The organism is Streptomyces sp. Root1304 (genome assembly GCF_001426405.1).
Taxonomy (GTDB): Bacteria; Actinomycetota; Actinomycetes; order Streptomycetales; family Streptomycetaceae; genus Streptomyces.
On sequence record NZ_LMEP01000001.1, the window covers coordinates 937,311 to 959,768 of the forward strand.

Genomic DNA, 22,458 nt, shown 5'->3' on the forward strand with positions numbered 1-22,458 from the left:
ACTGGAGGACGGCCGGGTCAGCCGATCGGCTGATGCCCACGTGGTCCCTCCGGGCCAGGATGGACTGATATCCCCAGGTCAGGCAGGTATGTGGAGAAGGAGGCGGGCGGCTTGGACGTGACACGGCCGACCGGGACGGAGCAGGATCCCGACGCCCGCTGGCTGGCGCGGGTCATGCACATCGCCTTCTTCCTCCTCCTCGGCGCCTCCCTCGCCCGGTTCCTGCTGCGCCACCCCTGGGAGGAGCGCAGCCCCTGGATCGTCGCCCTCTCCGGCGCCCTCGCCGCCCTGTACCTCCTGGGCCCCGTCGTCGGCACCCGCGCCGCGCCCCGCCGGATCGCCTGGCTGTGCACGGTCGTCGCCGTGTGGATCGTCCTCGTCGTCCTCGCGCCCAGCTTCGCCTGGTGCGCGGTGCCGCTCTTCTACACGGGCCTGCGCACGCTCCCGGCGCGCGCGGCGCTCGGTCTGGTCACCCTGCTGACCGCGTTCGTGGTGTTCGCGCAGGTGCAGCTGGCGCACGGCGGCTGGGACCCGAACCTGATCGTCGCCCCGCCGGCCGTCGCCGCCCTCGCCACCGGGGTGTTCGTGTACTCCGACCGGCAGGCGGCCCGGCAGCGGGCCCTCATCGACGACCTGATCCGCACCCGCCGCGAACTGGCCGCGATCGAGCGCCGCGAGGGCACCCTCGCCGAGCGCCAGCGACTGTCGATGGAGATCCACGACACCCTGGCACAGGGCCTGTCCAGCCAGCAGATGCTGCTCCAGGCTGCCGACCGCACCTGGGACAGCGACCCGTCGACCGCGCGCCGCCACGTCCGTACCGCCGAGTCCATCGCCGAACGCGACCTGGCCGAGGCGCGCCGCTTCGTGCACGACCTGGCGCCCGCCGACCTCGCCGAGGGCGGCGGTCTCGAAGAGGCGCTGCGCGGACTCGCCGCACGCGAGTCGGCGGCGTTCCGGGTCGACGGGACGGCCGTGCCGCTGCCCGAGCGGGTGCAGTCGGCGCTGCTGCGGATCGCGCAGGGCGCCCTCGCCAACATCCGCGAGCACGCCGGCGCCGAGTCCGCCGCGCTCACCCTCACCTACCTCGACGACCAGGTCGTCCTGGACATCGCCGACGACGGGCGGGGCTTCGACCCGGTGGAGAAGCCGGGCGGGGTACGGGGCCACGGTCTTCCCGCGATGGGCGTGCGGGCGCGGCAGCTGGGCGGCACCCTGACAGTCGAGTCCACCCCGGGCGAGGGCACGGTGCTCTCGGCCGCGATCCCGCTCTCCCTGGAGTCCTGATGTCCGTACGGATCCTCCTCTGCGACGACCACGTCGTCGTCCGCGCCGGTCTGCTGGCCCTGCTCGGCAGCACCCCCGACATCGAGGTGGTCGGCGAGGCCGGCAGCGGCGAGGAGGCCGTCGCCATGGCGGCGAAGCTGAAGCCGGACGTCGTCCTGATGGACCTCCAGCTCGGCGCGGGCATCGACGGCGTGGAGGCGACCCGGCGGATCGCGCCGACGGGGGTGCACGTCCTCGTCCTCACCACGTACGACACGGACGCGGACATCACGCGGGCGATCGAGGCGGGCGCCACCGGCTATCTGCTGAAGGCGGAGCGGCCCGAGGAGCTGTTCGCCGCCATCCACGCGGCGGCGCAGGGCCGCACCGCCCTGTCCCCGCCGGTCGCCAGCCGGGTGATGGACCGGATGCGGGGCGCGGCGGGCCCGAGCCTCACGGACCGGGAGCGGGACATCCTGGGCCAGCTGGGCCGGGGCCTGGGCAACCGGGAGATCGCGCGGGCGCTGTTCATCAGCGAGGCGACGGTGAAGACCCACCTGGGCCGGATCTACGCGAAGCTCGGCGTCGACACGCGCGCGGGCGCGGTCGCGGTGGCGAAGGAACGACGGCTGCTGCCGTAGGGGGCGGGGCGCCGGAGGCGGGGCCGTCGAGGGCGGGGCCGTCGGGGGCAGTGGCCTCCGACAGCCCCCGTACATGCGAGGGCATCTCCGCCCGGCACATACCTACGAAGGCACCTCCGCCCCGCACGTAAGAGAGCACCCGCACCCGGCACGTACGGCCGCGCCCCCGCCCGGCGCGTACGCCGCCACCCGCACTCCGTCGCTCCCGGCACCCTCACCACTGCTACCCTGCGTTGCCATTCGACCGCACGGTGTCATGTCTCAGTGGGAGCGCACGTGAAGTTCGCGATCGTCGGCGGCGGCCCCGCCGGCCTCTACCTCTCGATCCTCCTGAAGCGGCAGGACCCCGCCCACGAGATCGCCGTGTACGAGCGGAACCCCGAGGGTTCCACGTACGGCTGGGGCGTGACGTACTGGGCCGGGCTCCTCGACAAGCTGCGCGCCGGTGACCCCGAGTCCGCCGCCGCCGTCGCCGAGGCGTCGGTGACCTGGACCGACGGCGTCGCGATCGTCCGCGACGAACGGACCGTGCACCGCGGCGACGCGGGCTTCGGCATCGGACGCCGGCGGATGCTCGCGCTCCTCGCCGACCGGGCGGAGGAGCTCGGCGTACGGGTCCGGTTCGAGCACGAGATCACCGGACCGGACGCACCCGAACTGGCCGACGCGGACCTGGTCGTCGCCGCCGACGGCGTCAACAGCGCCCTCCGCGAGGCGCATTCCGGCCACTTCGGCGGCGAGGCCACGAGCGGCCGCAACCCGTACGTCTGGCTCGGCACCACGAAGGTCTTCGACTCGTTCAGCTTCGCCTTCAAGGAGACCGAGCACGGCTGGATCTGGTGCTACGCGTACGGGTTCAGCGGCGAGCGCTCCACCTGTGTCGTCGAGTGCTCCCCCGAGACGTGGACCGGCCTCGGGCTCGACGCGCTCGGCGAGGCCGACAGCCTGCGCCTCCTGGAGAAGCTGTTCCACGACCTGCTCGACGGGCACGAGCTGATCGGCCGCGGCCGGGCCGACGAACCCGCCCAGTGGCTCACCTTCCGCACCCTCACCAACCGGGTCTGGCACCGCGGCAACCTCGTCCTCCTCGGCGACGCCGCCCACACCACCCACTACTCGATCGGCGCGGGCACCACCCTGGCCCTGGAGGACGCGCTCGCCCTCGCGGACGCCCTGCGCGGCACGGGCAGCGGCGCCGGGGGCCGGGACCTCGACACCGCCCTCACCACGTACGGGAAGCGGCGCCGCGCGGAACTCGTCTCCGCGCAGAGCGCGGCCCGGTACAGCGCCCAGTGGTACGAGAACCTGCCGCGCTACATGCGCCTGGAACCGGCGCAGATGTTCGCCCTCCTGGGCCAGCGCCACTCGCCGCTGCTCCCCCACATCCCGCCGCAGCTGTACTACCGGATCGACCGGGCCGCCGGGCAGCTGGAGTCCCTGCGGCGCCTGAAGCGCTGGCTGGGCCCGAGGGTGGCGCGGGCGGTCCACGGGCGGCGCTGACGGGACGCGGCCCGGGGGCGTACGCGCTCACACGTCCCTGCGCCCCACCGCCACGAACGCCACCGCCGCCGCGCCCAGCGCCCACACCGCGTACACCGTCCACGCCCCGCCCGCCGTCCACGGGAAGTCCACCGGCACCGGCGATTCCCCCACCTCCGTGAGCCGCTTCCACGCCCCCTGCGGCAGGGCGTGGAGGAAGGTCGCGCCCCAGCGGTTGCGGTCGTCCATCAGCGCCGGCAGCAGGAGCAGGACGCCGGTGAGGGTGACGATCGTCGTCGCCGTGTGCCGGAGGAGCGCCCCGAGGCCGAAACCGGCGAGCGCGCACACCGGGGCGAGCAGCGCGGACGCGGCGACGGCCGGCAGCACGCCCTCGTCGCCGATCGCCATGCCGACCCCCCGGTCGTCGAGCACGGCCTGCGTGGCGGCGAACGAGACCCCGGCGACCAGCGTCCCGTACGCCGTCATCACGGCGGCGAGGACGAGCGTCTTCGCGGCGACGACCGCCCGGCGGGCCGGGACGGCCGCGAAGGTCGTACGGATCTGGCCCGTGCCGTACTCGCCGACGATCATCAGCGCGCCGATGGAAGCGGTCGCGAGGGTGAACACCATGGCCCCGCCGAGCGTGAACGCGTCGCGCATGGCCCAGATCGGCACGAAGAGTTCCTTGATGCCGTCCGAGTAGCGGGGGTAGTTGCGGTGGTCGGCGAGGGTCGCGTTGAGGTTGACGCCGAGCGCGGCGACCGCGCCGACGACGAAGGCCCAGGGGGTGGAGCGGAGCGACCACAGCTTCAGCCACTCGGCGGCGAGGAGGTCACGGAAGCGGGCGTCCATCAGCGGTACTCCACGGTGTCGGCGGTGAGTTCCATGAACGCCTCTTCGAGGGTGGAGGCGTTCGGGGTCAGTTCGGCGAGCGGGACGCCGCGGCGGAAGGCGAGGACTCCGATCCGGGCCGCGTCCACGCCGGTGACGACGAGGGTTCCGGCGGCCTCGCTTCGTACGGCCTCCGCTCGTACGGGCTCCGTGCGTACGGGCTCCGTGCGTACGGGGTGGGCGGCCTCCGCTCGCACAGGCTCCGTGCGTACGGTCGCCCCCTCCGCCGTCAGTGCGGCGGCCAGGCCCTGCGCGGCGGCCGGGTCCGCCGGCCGTACCGTCACGCTCCGGCGGGTGCCCCGCGCCGCGAAGTCGGCGACGCTCTCGGCCGCGAGGAGCCGACCCCGGCCGATGACGACGAGGTCGTCGGCGGTGTGCTCCATCTCGCCCATCAGATGGCTGGAGACGAACACCGTCCGGCCCTCGGCGGCGAGCCGCCGGAACAGTCCGCGCGCCCACAGCACCCCCTCCGGGTCCAGGCCGTTGACCGGTTCGTCGAAGAGCAGCACGGGAGGGTCGCCGAGCAGTGCGGCGGCGATCCCGAGCCGCTGCCGCATGCCGAGCGAGTAGCCGCCGATCCGCCGCCGGCCCACCTCGGCGAGCCCGACCTCGTCGAGGACCTCGCCGACCCGGCGGCGCGGGATGCCGTTGCCGCGGGCCAGCGCGGCCAGCTGGGCCTCGGCGGTCCGGCCGCCGTGCACGTCCTGCGCGTCGAGCAGCGCCCCCACGTGCCGCAGCCCGCGCGGCAGGTCCCGGAACCGCCGCCCGCCGACGGTGGCGGTGCCGGACGTCGGCTCGTTCAGCCCCAGGATCAGCCGCAGGGTCGTCGACTTCCCGGCCCCGTTGGGCCCGAGGAACCCGGTCACCCGCCCGGGCTTCACGCCGAAGCCGAGCCGGTCGACGGCGAGCCGGCCCCGGCCCGGACGGCCGTACTGTTTGGTCAGTTCGTGTACTTCGATCATGCGGCCCACGGTCCCGGCCCGGCAGCCCCCGGCACATCGGCCGGCCGGGCACAAGCGGTGCGAGGGGGTGGCCCGGGGGCGTACGCCCCCGGGCCGATGTCCCGGCGCGGGGCCGGTGCCTACGATCGGGCCATGCCCGCCACTCCGCGCTCCTCCCTCCCGTCCGGCGGGCGGGTGGCGGCGGTCCTCGCCTGGTGCGCGGCCGTCGCCCACCCCTTCGTCCTGCTCTCCGCCCTGCGGGCGGGGCCGTACCGCTCCACCGAACTCCGGCTCTTCCTCACCGCCGTCACCGTGGGGCTGGCGCTGCCGCTGGCGCGCCGCAACCCGCTCGCCGCGCTGGGACTGCTGCTCACCGGGCTGTTCGCGGGGGCGACCACCCGGCCGGAAGCGGTGCTCCTCTACCTGCCGGTGCTCGCCGCCGACGGCATCGTCGGGTGGCTCGCCGCCCGGCGCCCGCTCCGGGTGCTGCTGCCCGCCGCCCTCGGCTCGCTCGCCGTGCAGGTCGCCGCCGCCACCTACACCACCTCCGGGCAGGACGTCTTCGTCAGCACCGTGGCGGCCCTCGCGCTCGCGCTGCTGACCGCCGGGCTGCTGGGCCGTTCGGTACGGGACCGGCGCGGTCACGCGGCGGAGCTGCGGGCGGCGACGGCCGCCGAGGCCGTCGCCGCCGAACGGCTGCGCATCGCCCGCGAGCTGCACGACGTGGTCGCGCACAGCATCGGCGTCATCGCCATCCAGGCGGGCGTCGGCCGCCGGGTGATCGAGACCCAGCCGGCCGAGGCCCGCAACGCGCTCGCCACCATCGAGACCACCAGCCGCGAGACCCTCGCCGGTCTGCGCCGCACCCTGGGCGCGCTGCGGGCCGCCGCACGGGACGCCGACGGGCACGCGCCGCGCGATCCCGCGCCGGGCCTCGCGGACCTGGAGCGGCTCACCGCGTCGACGGCGGACGCGGGCGTACGGGTCGAGGTGCGGCACCTCGGGGACCCCGGCCGGCCGCTGCCGCCGGAGGTCGACCTGGCGGCGTACCGGATCGTGCAGGAGTCGCTGACGAACGTCGTACGCCACGCGTCCGCACCCGCCTGCCGGGTGACCGTGGAGCGGGGCGAGGACGGCCTCGTCGTCGAGATCACGGACGACGGCCCCGCGACCGCGAGGCCGGCGGGCCCCGCCCCGGCCGGGGGCGGGTACGGCATCGTCGGCATGCGGGAGCGGACCGAGCTCCTCGGTGGCCGCTTCTCCGCGGGACCGCGCCCCGGCGGCGGCTTCCACGTGACGGCCCTGCTGCCCCTGCCCACCACCGCCCCGGAAGGAACCCGCCCGTCGTGAGCCCCACCGACGAGAACCCGCGCCCGGAGAGTCCGTACGGCGAGAGCCCGTACGCCAAGGGTCCGCGCCCGGAGAGCCCCTACGGCAAGGGTCCGCGCCCGGAGAGTCCGTACGGCGAGAGCCCGCGCGCCGAAGACACGGCCTCCTCGGCGTCCGGCCCCTCCCCCGCCCCCATCCGGGTCCTCCTCGTCGACGACCAGCCCCTCGTACGGGCGGGCCTGCGCGTGCTCATGGCCGACAGCCCCGACCTCGCGGTGGCCGGCGAGGCGGGCACGGGCGACGAGGCGGTCCGGCTCGCCCGCGAGCTGCGGCCCGACGTGGTGGTGATGGACGTCCGGATGCCCGGCATGGACGGCATCGAGGCCACCCGGATCGTGACGGCCGGCCCCGGCGCGCCCCGCGTCCTCGTCCTCACCACCTTCGACGACGACGAGTACGTCTACGGCGCGCTGCGCTCCGGCGCGAGCGGCTTCCTGGTCAAGGACATGGCCCTGGACGACATCCTGGCGGCGATCCGGGTCGTCGCCGCCGGGGACGCCCTGATCGCGCCGGGCGTCACCCGGCGGCTGATCGAGGAGTTCGCGGCCCGCCCGGAGCCCGGCGTCCCCGCGCCGCCCCCGTCGCACGCCCTCACCGGGGTCACCGCGCGGGAGCGCGAGGTGCTGGCCCTGGTCGGCCGGGGCCTGTCCAACGGGGAGATCGCGGAACGGCTCCACATCAGCGCGGCCACCGCCAAGGCGCACGTGGCGCGGCTCTTCACCAAGCTGGACGCCCGCGACCGGGTGCAGCTGGTGATCCTCGCGTACCAGGCGGGCCTGGCGCCGTGACACCATCGGTGACGTGCTCGACATCGGCTACTCCCTCTCGCGTCGCTTCCCCGACCCGCCGCAGACCGACTACCGCCACGCGGACGTCCACGCTCTGCGCCACGACCTGTTCTGCGGGGACGTGTACCTGGCCGACACCAAGGCGGACCGCGAGGTGTCCACAGCCTGGGGATGGGTGCCGGTGCTCGACTTCGCGTGGGCGCTGTGCGACATCGTCGAGCAGCTCGACCAGGACCCGCGCGGCAACCGCGCCTCCCAGCCGCAGTACGCGGAGCTGGACTTCACCGAGTCCAGTGACCGGATGCTCTTCGAGCGCCGCTTCGGCTGGGTGGACGTCGAGGCCGACTGGATGCCGGGCGACGAGCCGCCGGTCACCTTCAACCACAAGATGCTGCGCCGCGAGGCCCGCGACTTCCTGCACGACCTGATCGCCGACCTCACGGACATGCACGAGGGCCTCGCCGACAACCCGGCGATCTGGTCCCTCCAGGCCCGCTTCCCCCGGCTGCCGTAACCCCGACGGGGGGCAGGCCTGCTTCCCTGCCGGCGCCGCCCCCACGCGGGCCCCGCCCCCACGCGGGCGCGACACCCACGCGGGCGGCGCGAACGCCCTACCCCTCCACCCGCACCCCCAGCTGCGCCGCGAGCACCGGTGCCAGGTCGAAGAGCTGGGCCGTCGAGATCACGGCCCCGGACAGCGAGTCCAGCCCCCGTGTGATCTCCAGCCGCTGGACGCCCCGCAGGTCCACGTCCTTCAGCCGGGCCCCGCTGAAGTCCGCCCCGGTGAGCACGCAGTCCACGAACTCCACCCGTTCGAGCGCGGCGCCCCCGAAGTCGGGCTCGCTCAGGACACAGCCCTCGAAGACGACGTCCTTCAGCTTCGCCGCCCGCAGGTTCAGGTAGTCGATCTTCCCGCCCCGCACCACGACTCTCTCCAGCACCGCCCCGTGGAGCTGTGTCCCGCCGAGCCGCGCCTCCACGAGCTCCACGTCCCGCAGCTGGGCCCCCGACAGGACCGTGCCCACCCCCCGTACCCCCGTGAGCACCGAGTCGAGGAACCGCGCCCCCGTAAGCCGCGCCTCGTCCAGCCCGCAGTCGCGCAGCGCGCAGTCCAGGAACCGCGCGCCCTCCCCCGACTGCCCCGCCAGGTCGAGTCCGGTCAGTTCGAGGCCGTCGTAGTCCCCGTCCGCCGCGATCCCGCCCTCGTACGCCTCCAGGGGAGGCAGCCGCACCTCCGGCCGCCGCGCCCCCGCCACGGCCGCCTTCTTCTTCCGAGTCGTCGCCATGCACCCATGGTGAGGTACGCCACTGACAACGCCCCCGATGTCACGAACGGACCCCCGCCCCCCGTCATGCGTACGGAACCGTACGGAACCGGCCACCACGAGGGAGACGGACATGCGGAAGCTCACGATCATCGGCGGCGGTTTCGCCGGACTCACCGCGGCGATCACCGCCGCCGAGGCCGGTCTCAAGGTGACCGTGCACGAGGCGCACCGCACCCTCGGCGGCCGGGCCCGTACCGCCGAGGGCCCGTACGCCACGAACGAGGGCCCGCACGCCCTCTACCGCGGCGGCCCCCACTGGACCTGGCTCCGGCAGCGCGGCCTCCTCGGCCCGCTCGCCCCGCTGCCGGCCGCCGAGGCCCTCCGGCTCCGCTTCCACCGGGCGGGCGCCCTGCGCCGCACCCCGCCGCTCGGACTGCTGCGCCAGTCGCTCCGTACCGCCGAACAGGCCCCCGCCGACCTCGACTTCCTCAGCTGGGCCACCCGGCTCGCGGGCGCGCGGACCGCGCGCGAGGCCGCGGCGTACGCGGCGGTCGCGCTCTTCCACCACGACCCCGGCGCGCTCTCCGCCCGCTTCGTGCAGGAGCGCCTCCACCGGGCCGCCGCCCTGCCGCCCGAGGCACGGTACGTGCGCGGCGGCTGGGGGCAACTGATCGAGCGGATGGCCGCCCGCGCCTGGGAGACGGGGGTACGGATCGAGACCTCCTCGCGCGTCGACAGCCTCCCCTCGGGCGAGGGCCCGGTGGTCGTGGCGACCTCTCTGCCGGCCGCCGCCCGCCTCCTCGGCGACCCGGCGCTGACGTGGGAGAGCGGCCGTACGGTGCTGCTCGACCTGGCGCTGCGCACCCGGAAGGGGGACCCGTTCGCGGTCTCCGACGTGGACGCGCCGGGCTGGATCGAGCGGTTCACCGCCCAGGACCCGTCGCTCGCCCCGGCCGGGCAGCAGCTGGTCCAGGCGCAGCTGCCGATCGCCCCCGGCGCGACGAAGGCGGACGGCGTCGCGCACGCGGAACGGCTGCTCGACCTCGGTTTCCCGGGCTGGCGGGAGCGGACGGTGTGGCGGCGGGAGTCGGTGTCGCAGGGGCGTACGGGAGCGGTGGACCGCCCCGGCACCACCTGGCGCGACCGGCCGGCCGTCGACCGGGGCGACGGCGTGTACCTGGTGGGCGACCAGGTGGCGGCGCCGGGCGTGCTGTCGGAGGTGTCGTTCACGAGCGCGGTGGAGGCGGTGTCGCTGGCGCTGCGCGCGGAACGCCTTGACCTCAAGCGCGCTTGAGGTCCGAGGGTGTTCCGCGTAGGACGCGGGACGGACGACGCGAGTGCAGCGGGCGAGTGCAGCACGCCGGTGCACCGCGACGTCGCGCCGCGCACCACCATCCGTACGACGAACGGGGAACGCCATGCACGCCGTCCGCCTCCACGCCTTCGGCCCCGCTGAGAACCTCACGTACGAGGAGACCCCCGACCCCGTACCGGGCCCCGGCCAGGTCCGCGTCCGGGTCGCGGCGGCCGGCGTGCACCTCCTCGACACCGCGCTGCGGGAGGGGATGACGGGCCCGTACCCGGCGCCCGCCGCACTCCCCACGGTCCCCGGCCGCGAGGTCGCCGGCACCGTCGACGCGCTCGGCGAGGGCACCGACCCCGTCTGGCTCGGCAAGCGGGTCGTCGCCCACCTCGGCATGAACCCGGGCGGCTACGCGGAACTCGCCGTCACCGACGCCGCCCGCCTCCACGCCCTGCCCGACCACCTCGGCGCGGCGGAGGCGGTCGCCATGATCGGCACCGGCCGCACCACCCTGGGCATCCTGCAGTTCACGGCCCTCGGCCCGGAGTCGGTGGCGATCGTCCCGGCCGCCGCGGGCGGCATCGGCACCCTGCTGGTGCAGTACGCGAAGAACGCCGGCGCCACCGTCGTCGGTCTCGCCGGCGGCCCGGCGAAGGTCGCCCTCGTCGAGGCGAACGGCGCCGACCTGGCCGTCGACTACCGGCGGCCCGACTGGGCGGAGAAGGTCCGCGCGCACCTGGGCGGGCGCGCCGCGACCGTCGTCTTCGACTCGGTCGGCGGCGAGACCGGGCGGGCCGCCGTGGACCTCCTCGGCGAGGGCGGACAGCACCTCGTCTTCGGCTGGTCGAGCACCGGACTCCACGACGGGGAGCCGCTCACGTTCACCCCGGAGGAGCTGGCGGCGCGGGGCATCACGTCGGAGTCCGTCCTCGGCCCCGTCATGATCCGGAAGGCGGGCGGCGACGTCCGCGGCCTCGAACTCGCCGCCCTGGCCGCGGCGAGCACGGGCACCCTCCGCCCGGCGGTCCACCGCTTCCCCCTGGCGAAGGCGGCGGACGCCCACCGCGCCCTGGAGACCAGGGGCACGACGGGCAAGGTGGTCCTGATCCCCTGAGCGGTGGGGCCGGGGTTGTGACGGGTCCGGCTCAGGGTCCTACGGGGTCGGGCCCGAGGTCCTCAGGGTCCGGCTCAGGGTCCTACGGGTCGGGCCCGAGGTCCTCAGGGTCCGCCCCCAAGGCCCTTCGGGACCGGCCCCAGCCCCCCACCGAATCCCCATCCCCCTCAGACCCCGATGACGTCCCAGGAGTGCGCCTTGTACTCCTTCAGGAAGTCGGGGTGGTCCTCCCACATGCGGGCGACGGAACGCAGCACGTCCCAGTTGTGCTCCAGCGCCTGGTCCACGACCTGGCGCAGCTCCGGCGCCGATTCGCGCTTCTCCACGAGCCCGTTGACGGCCGAGGCGGCCTGCACGGTGTAGCGGGTGGCACGCAGGGCGCGGGAGGTGTCGTCCATCCCGAAACCGTGGTCGCTGCCGTTCGCGGGGTCGAAGAGCGGGGTCAGCCGCGCCTCGACGAAGGCCGTGATCCGCTGGAAGCGCTGCTCGATGTCGTTGTCCATGCCCCTTTCCTACACCCCGCCCGAACCGAGCTCCGCCAGGGCCCCGTCCGTCAGCCGGTAGACCGTCCACTCGTCCTGCGGGCGGGCGCCGAGGGACTCGTAGAAGTCGATCGAGGGCTTGTTCCAGTTCAGTACGGACCACTCCAGGCGTTCGTAGCCGCGCTCGACGCAGATCCGGGCCAGTTCGGTGAGCAGGGCCTTGCCGTGGCCGCCGCCGCGCGCCTCGGGACGGACGTACAGGTCCTCCAGGTAGATGCCGTGGACGCCGCGCCAGGTGGAGAAGTTGAGGAACCAGAGCGCGAAGCCGACCGGTTCGCCGTCCTCGGCCTCGGCGATGTGGGCGTAGGCGGCCGGGCGGTCGCCGAACAGGGCCTCGTGGAGCTGCTCGGGGGTGGCGCGGACCTCGTCGAGGGCCTTCTCGTACTCCGCGAGGTCACGGATCAGGGAGTGGATGACGGGAACGTCGGAAGCGACGGCGGTACGGATCATGGCCCAAGACTGCCCCGTGTCAGGCCCTTCCGGCCAGCAGGATCCGCGCGGCGGCGACCTGTTCCGGGTCGAGCGCGGGCTCCCCGTCCTCCACGTCCCACAGCCCGTTCTGCAGCACCCGCCCCAGCGTCCACGCCACCGCGCGCCCCCGGTCCCCGACGACCTCGGCGAGGAGGTCGAAGCGCCACAGCACCTCCGCCGGGTCCGGGTCGAACCGGTCCATGAGCGCCGGCAGCAGCTCGAAACCGGGGTCGCCCGCGAGGGGCTTCGGGTCGATCGCGAGCCACGGTTCCCGGTCCGCCGCGAGCACGTTCCCCAGGTGCAGGTCCCAGTGGAGCAGCCGGTCCCCGGGTTCGCCCGCGACCTCCCGTACGGCCGCCGCGCAGTCCCGCAGGACGGCCGCGTCGGCGGCACCGAGGCTCTTCTCGGCGCCGGGCACCGCGTCGAGCATCGCGGCGGTGATGTCGCCGAGGCCGCGCAGCCCGGCCGGCGCGGGGACCGCCGACAGGCGGGCGAGCAGCCCGGCGACGACGCCGAGCGCCTCGCGGGTGTCGGCGTGGGAGGTCAACGGCCGGGCCTCGTCGAGCCGTTCGAGGAGCATCGTGCCGGTGGCGGGATCGTGGTCGAGGAGACGCACGCACCCGTCCCCGCCCCAGGCGAGCAGGCCGGCCGGTTCGCCCTCGGTCTCGTCGTCGAGGATCTGCATCTTCAGCGCGGCGGGCGCGCCGTCGGCGGCCCGTTCGACGGGCAGGACCAGCGAGGCCACGCCGTGCATCGAGGGGCCGGTGACCCGCAGCCCCCACCGGCCGAGGAAGTCCTCGGCGAGCGCGGGCAGCCCGGCGACGAAGGCCCGCCCGGCCTCGCCGTTGTACTTCACCTGCGACCGGGCCAGTTCCTCGGGTACGTGGATCACGCTACGACCCTAGGGCCAGGGCCCCAGGGGGCGTCCGCCTTCGTTTCCCCGACGACCACGCGCGGGGTCCTGCGCACGGGCACGGGGGAGTCCTTCCGGAGCAACGGAATCCGCACGTGGAACGCCCTTGCCACGCACCCTCGGACCCAGGGCCGGCCCCGTACGGGAAGCGTCGCCGAAGGACCCGTATCCAGGGGCCCGAGGCCCCGGGTAACGTCCCGCTCACGCACCCGGAAGAGGGATACACATGAGTACGGTCAACGGCGGCATTTCGTTCTGGTACGCGCAGGAGGGCGCCCCCGCGCCCCGCGAACCGCTCCCCGGGGACATCAGCGCCGACGTCTGCATCGTCGGCGGCGGCTACACGGGCCTGTGGACCGCCTACTACCTCAAGAAGGCCGTGCCCTTCCTGAACATCACGGTCCTGGAGGCGAAGTTCTGCGGGTACGGGGCCTCCGGCCGCAACGGCGGCTGGCTCTACAACGGCATCGCCGGCCGCGACCGCTACGCGAAGCTCCACGGCCACGAGGCCGCCGTCCGCCTCCAGCACGCCATGAACGCCACGGTCACCGAGGTCGTCGACGTGTGCGAGCAGGAGAAGATCGACGCCGACCTCCACCGGGGCGGCGTCCTCGAAGTCGCCCTCTCCCCCTCCCAGCTCTCCCGCCTCAAGGCGTTCCACGCCGCCGAGGTCGCCTTCGGCGAGACGGACCGGGAGCTGTACGGGGCCCGCGAGACCGCCGAACGCATCCGCGTCGCCGGGGCCGTCGGCTCCTCATGGAGCCCGCACGGGGCGCGCCTGCACCCGGTGAAGCTGGTCCAGGGCCTCGCGGACGCGGTCGAGGCGCTCGGCGTCACGATCCACGAGTCGACCCCGGTCACCGAGATCAAGCCGAAGCACGCGCTCACCCCGTACGGGACGGTCCGTGCCCCCTACGTGCTCCGCTGCACCGAGGGCTTCACCGCCTCCCTCGCGGGCCAGCGGCGCACCTGGCTCCCCATGAACTCCTCGATGATCGCGACCGAGCCGCTCAGCGACGAGCAGTGGGCGTCGATCGGCTGGGACGGCCGCGAGACCCTCGGCGACATGGCGCACGCCTACATGTACGCCCAGCGCACCGCCGACGGCCGCATCGCGCTGGGCGGCCGGGGGGTCCCGTACCGCTTCGGCTCGAAGACCGACAGCGACGGCCGCACCCAGCCGCAGACCATCGAGGCCCTGCGCGAGATCCTGGTGCGCTTCTTCCCGCAGCTGGCGGGGGTACGGGTGGACCACGCGTGGTCCGGCGTCCTCGGCGTCCCGCGCGACTGGTGCGCCACGGTCACCCTCGACCGCTCCACCGGCCTGGGCTGGGCCGGCGGCTACGTCGGCTCGGGCGTCGCCACCGCGAACCTCGCGGCCCGCACCCTGCGCGACCTCATCCAGCAGGACTCGGGCCAGTCGGGCCCCACGGACCTGACGGCGCTCCCGTGGGTCAACCACAAGGTCCGCAAGTGGGAACCGGAGCCGCTGCGCTGGCTGGGCGTCCAGACGATGTACGCGGCCTTCCGTGGCGCGGACCGCCGCGAGGCGACGGGCCACACGGCGCAGACGGACCGGGTGGCGGTGGTGGCGAACAGGCTGAGCGGCCGCTGAGGGGGCGGAACGGTCAGCGGGGGGCGGAGGCGGATCACGGCGGGGGAGGCCGATCTCGGCGGGGGGTGGACGCGGATCACGGCAGGCGGCGGACGCGCATCACGGCGGACGGCACGTCACTCCACCTCGATCCCGAAGTCCCCCACCAGCTCCTCGAGCCCGCCCCGGTACCCCTTCCCTCCCAGCACGAAGTCCCAGTCGCCCCCGGCGCGCCGCCGGAAGGACCCGAGGACGAGCGCGGTCTCGCCGGGCCGGCCGTCGGAGACGACGAGCCGGTCGAGTTCGACGCCGGAGTCGTCGCGGAGCCGGATGCCGGCATCGGTGAACTCCCGGAGATCGGCCTCGGGGTTCACCTCGGGGTCGACGGCGGCGACGAGGACGAGACGGTCGGCGCGTGAGGGAAGCCGGTCGAAGCCGACCCGGACGGCGGCCCGGTCGCCGGGCGGGGCGGCCACGGCGGCGACCGAACCATCGGGCGTGGAAGGGTTGTTGAAGAAGACGAACCACTCGTCGCCGAGGACGCGGTTGCCGGCGCAGACGAGGGCGCAGACGTCGAGGGCGGTGGATCCGGACCAGACCATGCCGAGCAGGTTGAAGTCGGCATCGGCCTCGACGGAGGCGGAGCCGGCGGCAGGGGCAGAGCCGGGAACGGGCGCGGGTACGGGTCCGGATGCGGGGGCCCCTACGGGTCCCCCCGACCCCAACCGCCCCCGAAGCCCGTGCTGATGGAGCAGCTCGACGAGTTCGGTCCCGGATATCAGGGTGAGGGGCTTGCCGTTGGCGAAGGTGTAGGAGCCGGGCCCGAACTTGGAGGTGGTGACGAGGACGCCCTTGTTGGCGCCGGCACCCTGGACGGTGCCGAAGAGGTCGCGTACGGCGGCCGGGGGCACGGTGTTCCGGTACCGCTTGACCTGGACGACGATGGACCCGCCGCTGATGGGATCGGGGTCGAGGGCCTCGACGTCGACGCCGCCGTCGTTGGAGCGGCGGGTGGTGACGGCCTGGAGCCCGCGGGCGCGGAACAGTTCGGCGACGAGCCCTTCGAAGGCGATGGGGTCCATGGCGAGCAGGTCGGGCTCTTCGCCGTCGCCCTGGACGACGACGTCGGAGCCCACCTGGTCGGGGGCGCGGAAGGCGGCCACGGCGACGCGTTCGTCGGGCTTGGCGGAGAGGCGGCCGGCGAGGGCGCCGGTGAGGCAGTCGACGGCGGCGACGCGTTCGAGGTTGAGCCGGTCGAAGGCGGCCCGCTCGACGACGACGGAGGCGACGCAGACGCGCCCGGCGAGCCCGGTGGCTGGGTCGACCCCGCCGATGTGGCCGTTGAGGGTGATGGCCTCCAGGGCGCCGAAGCGGTCGGCGGCGAAGAGTTCCCGTACGGCGAGGAGGACGCTCTGCGCGAGGACGTCCCGGTAGAGGGCGCGGCGCTGGGTGACGGGCCGGGGGACTTCCTTCTCCTGGTCGGTGCTGGGCAGGTACTTCACGCCCTTGGCCTCGGGGACGACCTCGTGGCCGGGCAGGTCCCAGTCGAGGACGAGCCCGCGGACGCGGCGGTCGTAGGCGGCGGAGACCTCGCGGGGGAAGCCCTCGGGCCAGGCGGTGGAGGCGAAGAGGACGGCGGAGAAGAACTCGACGACGGTCTCGGCGTCTCCGTCGCCGAGGGCGGCCACGGTGCCGGCGAGGCCGGCGTTGTGGGTACGTATCTCGGTGAGGCGTTCGGCGGCCCAGGTGTCGTACTGCCGCCGGTGGGCGGCGAGTTGCTCGACCCGGCGGGCTTCGGCGGCCTGGGCGGCGTACCAGTCCCGCTCGAAGCGGGCGCGGGCGTCCTGCTCGGCCTGGGCGCGCCCGGAGGGGGTCCAGGAGCCCTGGGGCCGGTAGAAGCGCTGGTCGGGCAGGGCGACGGGCTCGCCGAGGGGGCCGGGTGAGAACGGGGCGATGTCCTCGCCGCGTCGCAGGGACTCGACGGAGAAGGCGGGGGCGCGGCAGCCGGCGGCGAGCAGCCCTTCGAGGAGTGCGACCCGCTGTTCCAGTTCGCGGGTGCGGCGCAGGGCGTCGGCTTCGCGCTGCTGCCGGTAGGCGGCGCGCTGTTCCCGCTGCATGCGGGCGACGTCGCGCGCGTACTCCCGTTGCACCCGCTCGGCGTCGCGCTGCTGCCGCAGCACCGCCTGGTGCTGCCCCTCGCGTTGCCGCTGCGCCACCCGCTGCTGCTCGGCCCACACCCCGAGCAGCCCACCGGCCCGCCGACTCATCCGCCCCACCCCTCCCGACGACACCCCGACCACACAAACGCCCCCGTGACGGACAAGTGTCCCGGACGGAGGGCCCGTTGTCCGCCGGTGGGGCGTACTGTCGGAGGGGTGGAGGAGACAGTCGCGGACGGAGCGCCGTACGTACGGTTCCAGGGAACGGTGAGGCACCCGCGGGGCCACTTCCCGGGCGTCTTCGTCCTGGCGAACGAACTGGCGCGCGAGGGACGGCTGTCGGAGGCGGAGTACCGCTTCTGGAGAACGAACAACGACTGGTACGACGCCCACTACACGAACCCGACGGACGTGGACCCGAGGATCTACGCCCCGGAGGTGAACCCGGGTGCGGTGGCCTGGTTCAAGCCGACGGCCCACCACCTGATCACCCGCGTGGACGGCTACCTGACCCTCCTGGCGGCCCACGGCATCGCATGCCACCGCCTGGAGTCCACGAACCCGGGAAGAATCCTCTACGAGGACGAGCACCAGATCGTGGTGGCTCCGACCGGCGGGTAGTCCCGGCGGCATACTCGCGAGGTGCGCATAGACGGACATGCTCAAGTGGCCCTCCGGTGCGGGATCTGGGTCGGCGCGACCCTCACCGCACCCCTGCTCCTGGTTGCCGGCGGCCCGGCGTACGACCGCCTGCTGCGGCACTTGTACCGCGAAGAGGGCCCGGGGCTCCTGTCCAAGGAGGAGAACTGGGTGCACCCGGGCTACTGGGTGGTGACCAACCCCCTGGTCCGAGCCCTGACCTGGCCGACCCGCCGCAACGGGCTGCTGAGGACGGGCCCGATGCGTTGACCCCGCCACTGGTCGGGTGATTGTCAGGGCGGCCGCCGAGCCCCCCTGACCTGCTGCTTTGATCAGAGCATGACCCACTCTGATGATCCGGCCGGCGACAGATCCGGCCGGATGAGCCGTTCCGTGGCTTTCGGTGCGGCTTCCGTCGCGTTCTGGTTCTGCTGCCCGCTCTGGATGCTCGTCTGGGCTCTGGCCCTGCCGCTCGGCCTCACGGGCCTCGTCCTGGGCGTCATCGAGTACCGAACTGCCTCACGACAGGGCGTCAGCCGTGCGCAGCCTCTGACCGGCCTGGCACTCTCGTCAGTGGGTACGGCAGCGGCCGTCGCGTACATGCTCTTCGTGTTCGCCCATCCGGATCTGCCCCTTCAGGAGTAGGCCGACGGAGCGGCTTCGGCGTGGAGCTGCCACGGTCCGCCGACCTCCGCAGAACACCCGCCCCGGCGCCGGACCGCGGCGCTGTCAGTCCCCGCCGCTACCGTTCCCCCGTTCGCGATCTTCAAGGAGGGGTGGCTCGATGGGTGCCAGCGGATGGGACTACGTCGCCAGGTACGAGGGCGATGTCGAGGCGGCCTTGGCAACCTTGCAGGCAAGCGTGTTCCAGAAGGAGTACGGCGATGACGCCCGATACCGAAGCCTGGAAGACCTCTACGAGGACGAGGAGTTCATGGGGACCGAGGGCACCCATACGATCCTCGACATCGACACGGTGGTCGCCACGGATGCCCCGCCGACGCCCACCAGAGGCGCCGACTACGGCACCCTGCGCCCTCTGGCTCTCAACCGCGTGATCCACCACTTCCACACGGACCGCCCGTCGGTCGAGCAGTACGAGAAGCTCGCGGCTGCCGCCGGTGCGGCTTCGAGCAACGAGGAGCACAAACAGAGCCTGCTCGGCGAGTGCCGGATGCGGTGGACCGGCTACTACGTCGTCCTCCACACCGACGACAGTCCGACGCACCTGGGAATCTTCGGATTCTCAGGAGACTAGGACCGATCCGGCTTCGCAGGAGATACCGCCACTGGGACGAGGGTCCGGAGGTGGGCGGCCCGCACGATCCAACCGAGGTGACCATGGAACGGCATGTGCTGGAAGCGCTGTTGACCGGCGATGACGAGGCGTCCGCGGTAGCGCTGGCCGCCCTGCGCCGTGGCGCCCCCTACTCGGTGGAAGAGCGGGTTCAACCCACTGGTGCGCATGCCGGAGTATTCAGTCGTCGACTTCAGCGCATGCGGATGCGTGGATTCGAACCCCCTGGGCTGGAACGAGCGGTGCAGCTCATCAGCGAGTACGACCGCCCCGTGCGCACCGCACTGATTGATCCCGAGAATCGGACACGATTCACTCTGCTCTTCCTCACCGAGGACGGCAGCGCACTGGTGGCCTGCGCGAGCTGGACCCTGCCGCTACCTGCAAGGAAGCCACCGCTCTAGGCGCTCGATCCGGCCGCTCCCACGGGGCTCGCACCAACTGCCGGCCATGCCGCCGGTGACTGCCCGAGGATCTCGCACAGGGCGGCAGGTACGACGATGTCCGCCGGCTCCACCGGCCACCCCTCGTCGCTGTAGTACGTCCGCCGGATGTGAGTGACGAGCGCGGCCCTCTGGATCCCACGCTCAGCAGGAAGAGGTCAATGCCCGCTTCCCAGACCGTGTCCTCATCGTCCACGCCCCACAGCCGAGCCCCCTGCCGGCACTCGATCATTCCGCTGACATCGGTCGACATGACGCGATCCTGCCCGCCGGGTCCGGGACCCGGCATCCGCACTTCGCTCCGCGCACTCGCGGGCGTCGTCGACTGACCGTCGCCGTTGATGTCACCCGTAGCTGTCGAAGACCCCCAACCATGATCGGTTGGGGGTCTTCGACGTTCCTACCTGGAGCCCCCTGTCGGGTTCGAACCGACGACCCCCGCTTTACAAGAGCGGTGCTCTGGCCAGCTGAGCTAAGGAGGCAGCCAGTGCAGTGTAACCAACCCCGTCCCGGACGCGGTCGGAAATCTCACCGGCCCGTGAGTGCTGACAGAACGGGCACCGGCAGGTAGCGTCACTTGCGGTTCACCCTGGTGGACTAGACCTCAATCCTTCCTTTACTCGGATCGTCCGGCACGTTCCTGCCGGTGAAGGGACACATCACCATGGCTTCCGTCACTTTCGACAAGGCGACCCGGATCTACCCCGGTGCCACCAAGCCCTCCGTCGACCAGCTCGACATCGAGATCGCCGACGGCGAGTTCCTCGTCCTCGTCGGGCCCTCCGGCTGTGGCAAGTCGACCTCCCTGCGCATGCTCGCGGGTCTCGAGGACGTCAACGCCGGCTCCATCCGTATCGGTGACCGCGACGTCACGCACCTGCCGCCCAAGGACCGGGACATCGCCATGGTGTTCCAGAACTACGCGCTCTACCCGCACATGACCGTCGCCGACAACATGGGCTTCGCCCTCAAGATCGCCGGCGTCAACAAGTCCGAGATCCGCACCAAGGTCGAAGAGGCCGCGAAGATCCTGGACCTCACCGAGTACCTGGACCGCAAGCCGAAGGCGCTCTCCGGCGGTCAGCGCCAGCGTGTCGCCATGGGCCGCGCCATCGTCCGCGAGCCGCAGGTCTTCCTCATGGACGAGCCGCTGTCCAACCTCGACGCCAAGCTCCGCGTCTCGACCCGTACGCAGATCGCCGGCCTGCAGCGCCGCCTCGGCATCACGACCGTGTACGTCACGCACGACCAGACCGAGGCCCTCACCATGGGCGACCGCGTCGCCGTCCTCAAGGACGGTCTGCTCCAGCAGGTCGACTCCCCGCGCAACATGTACGACAAGCCCGCCAACCTCTTCGTCGCCGGCTTCATCGGCTCCCCCGCCATGAACCTGATCGAGGTCCCGATCACCGACGGCGGCGTGAAGTTCGGCAACAGCGTCGTCCCCGTCTCCCGTGACGCCATCGCCGCCGCCTCCGCCAACGGCGACACCACCGTCACCGTCGGCGTCCGCCCCGAGCACTTCGACGTGCAGGGCCCCACCGGCAAGGACGGCCTCGCCGTCACCGTCAACGTCGTCGAGGAGCTCGGCTCCGACGGCTTCGTGTACGGCTCCACCCGCGTCGGCGGCGAGGACAAGGACCTGGTCGTCCGCGTCGGCGGCCGTGACGTCCCCTCCAAGGGCACCACGCTGCACGTCGTGCCGCGCGCCGCCGAGCTCCACGTCTTCTCGACGTCGACCGGCGCCCGCCTCAGCGACTGACCCGCAGCCGAAGCCGAGCACAGCACGCCCAGCCACGCTGGCCGAACGGCCCCGCATCCCCCCGGATGCGGGGCCGTTCGCCCATCTGCCGCGCAAGTGGTGGTTTACCCTGGAAAACCCCGGCATTCAGGGCCCACCTCCACCCTCCGCGTCAACACGGGATTCGAAAAGCCGCCTCGAACCATCCCTCGCGAGAGTGACTAAATGTCGCCATATCACTACCGGCCGCTACGCTCGCCTGCGTGACGCACACTGCCCGCCGAATCGGCCGCTCTCTCGCCCTCGTCCTGCCCGTCGTCCTGGTGCTCTCGGGAACGCTCGCGGTGTCCGCCGTTCCGTGGGCCGGCCAGGACTCCGGGACCCAGCTGACGGCCTCCTCTTCCGAGGTCTCCGTCCGCGCCAAGTCCCGCGCCCCGCAGGACGTCCTGCGGGACCAGCTCCTCGCCGAGCTCCAGGAGAAGGACCCGGGCACGGCCCTCACCCACCTCCAGCGCGAGGTGGAGAACCGGCCGTCCCTCGCCAAGCACTGCATGTCCATCGCCCGCTCCCTCGGCCGCGCCGCCGTCGAGCAGTACGGCCCCACGCGCGCCCAGTCCTTCTCCCGCCCGGTCTGCGACACCTCGTTCGCGACCGGCGTGATGCGCGCGAGCTGAACAGCCGGACGCTGAGCGCCGTCGCGCGTCCGGACCTCGTGCCCGCGGGGCACCTATCGTTCCCCGTATGCACACCTCTCCGACGCAGGCCGTGGTCCTGGCGGGCGGCCAGGGCTCACGGCTCCGCCCGTACACCGACGACCGCCCCAAGCCGATGGTCGAGATCCCGGGCACCGGGACCCCGATCATCGGCCATCAGCTTTCCTGGCTGGCCGCCGAGGGCGTGACCGACGCCGTCGTCTCCTGCGGCCATCTCGCCGAGGTGCTCCAGGAATGGCTGGAGGACGCCGACCTCCCCCTCAAGGTGACCACGGTCGTCGAGACCGAGCCGCTGGGCCGCGGCGGCGGCCTCAAGTACGCCGCCGGGCACCTGCCCGCGCCCGACCAGCCCTGGTACGCCACCAACGGCGACATCTGGACCCGGTTCTCGCTGCGCGAGATGGCCGCCTTCCACGCCGAGCGCGACGCCCTCGCGACGCTCGCCCTGGCCCGCCCCCGCATCCCCTGGGGCGCCGTCGAGACCGACACCTTCGGGCACATCACCGACTTCATCGAGGCGCCGCCCTCGCCGTTCCTCATCAACGCGGGCGTGTACGTCTTCTCCGCCGCCTTCACCGAGCTCCTCCCCGACCTCGGCGACCACGAGCGGACCACCTTCCCCCGCCTCGCCCGCGAGCGGCGCCTCGCGGGCTTCCCCCTGCCCCAGGGGGCGTACTGGCGGGCCATCGACACCGCCAAGGACCTCACGGAGGCCGCGAAGGAACTCGCCGCCCAGCGCGGCTGAGCCGAGAGGCGGCCGGGCCGGACCGAGCTGAGCCCGCGTAGACCCCGCACGGACAGACGCCGGTGCGTAGACCCCGCACGGGCTCGGCTCAGCACATGGATCCCGCGCGGACAGGCACCGG

At 73.3% G+C, this 22,458-nt stretch carries 24 protein-coding genes, 1 tRNA gene and 1 pseudogene; 17 read left to right on the plus strand and 9 right to left on the minus strand.

The window, feature by feature from the left end; all coding sequences use genetic code 11:
• The first annotated feature begins 117 nt into the window (after positions 1–117).
• From ASD33_RS04330 to ASD33_RS04340, 3 genes are all read left to right on the plus strand, one after another.
• A complete protein-coding gene (locus ASD33_RS04330) occupies positions 118–1,287 on the plus strand; it encodes a sensor histidine kinase (RefSeq protein ID WP_056553893.1) in 1,170 nt (389 codons plus the stop codon).
• Complete coding sequence (locus tag ASD33_RS04335) at positions 1,287–1,907, plus strand: response regulator transcription factor (RefSeq protein WP_056553350.1); 621 nt, start codon at positions 1,287–1,289, stop codon at positions 1,905–1,907. Before ASD33_RS04330 ends, ASD33_RS04335 begins: the two co-directional genes overlap by 1 nt.
• Before the next feature lie 276 nt (positions 1,908–2,183).
• Positions 2,184–3,407, plus strand: a complete 1,224-nt coding sequence (locus ASD33_RS04340) for an FAD-dependent monooxygenase (protein ID WP_056553353.1) — start codon at positions 2,184–2,186, stop codon at positions 3,405–3,407.
• A gap of 27 nt (positions 3,408–3,434) precedes the next feature.
• Here ASD33_RS04340 and ASD33_RS04345 read toward each other — a convergent pair whose 3' ends face one another.
• Both ASD33_RS04345 and ASD33_RS04350 read right to left on the minus strand, forming a co-directional pair.
• Entirely contained in the window at positions 3,435–4,238 is an 804-nt protein-coding gene (locus tag ASD33_RS04345; protein WP_056553356.1) for an ABC transporter permease subunit, read from the minus strand.
• Positions 4,238–5,239 carry an ATP-binding cassette domain-containing protein gene (locus tag ASD33_RS04350; protein WP_063991896.1) on the minus strand — a complete coding sequence of 334 codons (1,002 nt, stop codon included), beginning with the start codon at positions 5,237–5,239 and terminating at the stop codon, positions 4,238–4,240. The genes ASD33_RS04345 and ASD33_RS04350 overlap by 1 nt, the downstream gene beginning before the upstream one ends.
• A 132-nt stretch (positions 5,240–5,371) precedes the next feature.
• On the opposite strand from ASD33_RS04350, the gene ASD33_RS04355 reads away from it, so the two are divergent.
• The 3 genes from ASD33_RS04355 (at position 5,372) to ASD33_RS04365 (ending at position 7,909) form a co-directional block, all read left to right on the plus strand.
• Positions 5,372–6,568 (plus strand): histidine kinase, encoded by a 1,197-nt coding sequence (locus ASD33_RS04355; RefSeq protein WP_056553362.1) that lies wholly within the window; start codon positions 5,372–5,374, stop codon positions 6,566–6,568.
• A 173-nt stretch (positions 6,569–6,741) separates the two neighbouring features.
• Positions 6,742–7,395: a response regulator transcription factor gene (locus ASD33_RS04360; RefSeq protein WP_056553896.1), complete on the plus strand. Its 654-nt coding sequence runs from the start codon at positions 6,742–6,744 to the stop codon at positions 7,393–7,395.
• A 13-nt stretch (positions 7,396–7,408) separates the two neighbouring features.
• Complete coding sequence (locus ASD33_RS04365) at positions 7,409–7,909, plus strand: hypothetical protein (protein WP_056553365.1); 501 nt, start codon at positions 7,409–7,411, stop codon at positions 7,907–7,909.
• Between the two features lie 97 nt (positions 7,910–8,006).
• Here ASD33_RS04365 and ASD33_RS04370 read toward each other — a convergent pair whose 3' ends face one another.
• Positions 8,007–8,681: a pentapeptide repeat-containing protein gene (locus ASD33_RS04370; RefSeq protein ID WP_056553901.1), complete on the minus strand. Its 675-nt coding sequence runs from the start codon at positions 8,679–8,681 to the stop codon at positions 8,007–8,009.
• Positions 8,682–8,793: 112 nt separating this feature from the next.
• On the opposite strand from ASD33_RS04370, the gene ASD33_RS04375 reads away from it, so the two are divergent.
• Both ASD33_RS04375 and ASD33_RS04380 read left to right on the plus strand, forming a co-directional pair.
• Entirely contained in the window at positions 8,794–9,957 is a 1,164-nt protein-coding gene (locus tag ASD33_RS04375; protein WP_056553367.1) for an NAD(P)-binding protein, read from the plus strand.
• Between the two features lie 124 nt (positions 9,958–10,081).
• Positions 10,082–11,080, plus strand: a complete 999-nt coding sequence (locus tag ASD33_RS04380) for a zinc-binding dehydrogenase (protein ID WP_056553370.1) — start codon at positions 10,082–10,084, stop codon at positions 11,078–11,080.
• A gap of 167 nt (positions 11,081–11,247) precedes the next feature.
• Here the strand turns inward: ASD33_RS04380 and ASD33_RS04385 are convergent, their stop codons facing one another.
• Genes ASD33_RS04385 through ASD33_RS04395 form a run of 3 tightly spaced genes read right to left on the minus strand, consistent with a single transcriptional unit; the run spans position 11,248 to position 12,985 of the window.
• Entirely contained in the window at positions 11,248–11,583 is a 336-nt protein-coding gene (locus ASD33_RS04385; protein ID WP_056553374.1) for a hypothetical protein, read from the minus strand.
• A 9-nt stretch (positions 11,584–11,592) separates the two neighbouring features.
• Positions 11,593–12,072 carry a GNAT family N-acetyltransferase gene (locus tag ASD33_RS04390; RefSeq protein WP_056553377.1) on the minus strand — a complete coding sequence of 160 codons (480 nt, stop codon included), beginning with the start codon at positions 12,070–12,072 and terminating at the stop codon, positions 11,593–11,595.
• 19 nt (positions 12,073–12,091) lie between these two features.
• The gene (locus tag ASD33_RS04395; protein WP_056553380.1) at positions 12,092–12,985 is read right to left on the minus strand and encodes an aminoglycoside phosphotransferase family protein; all 894 of its coding nucleotides are present in this window, start codon (positions 12,983–12,985) and stop codon (positions 12,092–12,094) included.
• 247 nt (positions 12,986–13,232) lie between these two features.
• Between ASD33_RS04395 and ASD33_RS04400 the strand changes: the two genes are divergently transcribed.
• Positions 13,233–14,621 carry an FAD-binding oxidoreductase gene (locus tag ASD33_RS04400; protein WP_056553383.1) on the plus strand — a complete coding sequence of 463 codons (1,389 nt, stop codon included), beginning with the start codon at positions 13,233–13,235 and terminating at the stop codon, positions 14,619–14,621.
• Between the two features lie 116 nt (positions 14,622–14,737).
• On the opposite strand, the gene ASD33_RS04405 is transcribed toward ASD33_RS04400, so the two are convergent.
• On the minus strand, positions 14,738–16,867 hold the full coding sequence (locus tag ASD33_RS04405; RefSeq protein WP_199863438.1) for a restriction endonuclease: 2,130 nt from the start codon (positions 16,865–16,867) through the stop codon (positions 14,738–14,740).
• A gap of 108 nt (positions 16,868–16,975) precedes the next feature.
• On the opposite strand from ASD33_RS04405, the gene ASD33_RS04410 reads away from it, so the two are divergent.
• The 5 genes from ASD33_RS04410 (at position 16,976) to ASD33_RS33825 (ending at position 19,099) form a co-directional block, all read left to right on the plus strand.
• Complete coding sequence (locus tag ASD33_RS04410) at positions 16,976–17,380, plus strand: hypothetical protein (protein ID WP_056553386.1); 405 nt, start codon at positions 16,976–16,978, stop codon at positions 17,378–17,380.
• Positions 17,381–17,425: 45 nt separating this feature from the next.
• Positions 17,426–17,668: a hypothetical protein gene (locus ASD33_RS04415; RefSeq protein ID WP_056553389.1), complete on the plus strand. Its 243-nt coding sequence runs from the start codon at positions 17,426–17,428 to the stop codon at positions 17,666–17,668.
• Between the two features lie 69 nt (positions 17,669–17,737).
• Positions 17,738–18,043: a hypothetical protein gene (locus ASD33_RS04420; protein ID WP_056553392.1), complete on the plus strand. Its 306-nt coding sequence runs from the start codon at positions 17,738–17,740 to the stop codon at positions 18,041–18,043.
• Between the two features lie 139 nt (positions 18,044–18,182).
• Positions 18,183–18,656: a hypothetical protein gene (locus ASD33_RS04425; protein WP_056553395.1), complete on the plus strand. Its 474-nt coding sequence runs from the start codon at positions 18,183–18,185 to the stop codon at positions 18,654–18,656.
• Positions 18,657–18,706: 50 nt separating this feature from the next.
• Positions 18,707–19,099 (plus strand): hypothetical protein, encoded by a 393-nt coding sequence (locus ASD33_RS33825; RefSeq protein ID WP_242426829.1) that lies wholly within the window; start codon positions 18,707–18,709, stop codon positions 19,097–19,099.
• Here the strand turns inward: ASD33_RS33825 and ASD33_RS36065 are convergent.
• Positions 19,096–19,278, minus strand: a pseudogene (locus ASD33_RS36065) (hypothetical protein); the annotation flags it as partial. The gene ASD33_RS33825 and the pseudogene ASD33_RS36065 overlap by 4 nt on opposite strands.
• A gap of 265 nt (positions 19,279–19,543) precedes the next feature.
• Positions 19,544–19,620, minus strand: a tRNA-Thr gene (locus tag ASD33_RS04435).
• 182 nt (positions 19,621–19,802) lie between these two features.
• On the opposite strand from ASD33_RS04435, the gene ugpC reads away from it, so the two are divergent.
• The 3 genes from ugpC (at position 19,803) to ASD33_RS04450 (ending at position 22,337) form a co-directional block, all read left to right on the plus strand.
• Positions 19,803–20,900 (plus strand): sn-glycerol-3-phosphate ABC transporter ATP-binding protein UgpC, encoded by a 1,098-nt coding sequence (ugpC, locus tag ASD33_RS04440; RefSeq protein WP_056553403.1) that lies wholly within the window; start codon positions 19,803–19,805, stop codon positions 20,898–20,900.
• A 242-nt stretch (positions 20,901–21,142) separates the two neighbouring features.
• Positions 21,143–21,553 carry a hypothetical protein gene (locus ASD33_RS04445; RefSeq protein ID WP_056553406.1) on the plus strand — a complete coding sequence of 137 codons (411 nt, stop codon included), beginning with the start codon at positions 21,143–21,145 and terminating at the stop codon, positions 21,551–21,553.
• A gap of 67 nt (positions 21,554–21,620) precedes the next feature.
• A complete protein-coding gene (locus ASD33_RS04450; RefSeq protein ID WP_056553409.1) occupies positions 21,621–22,337 on the plus strand; it encodes a nucleotidyltransferase family protein in 717 nt (238 codons plus the stop codon).
• Positions 22,338–22,458 lie beyond the last annotated feature (121 nt).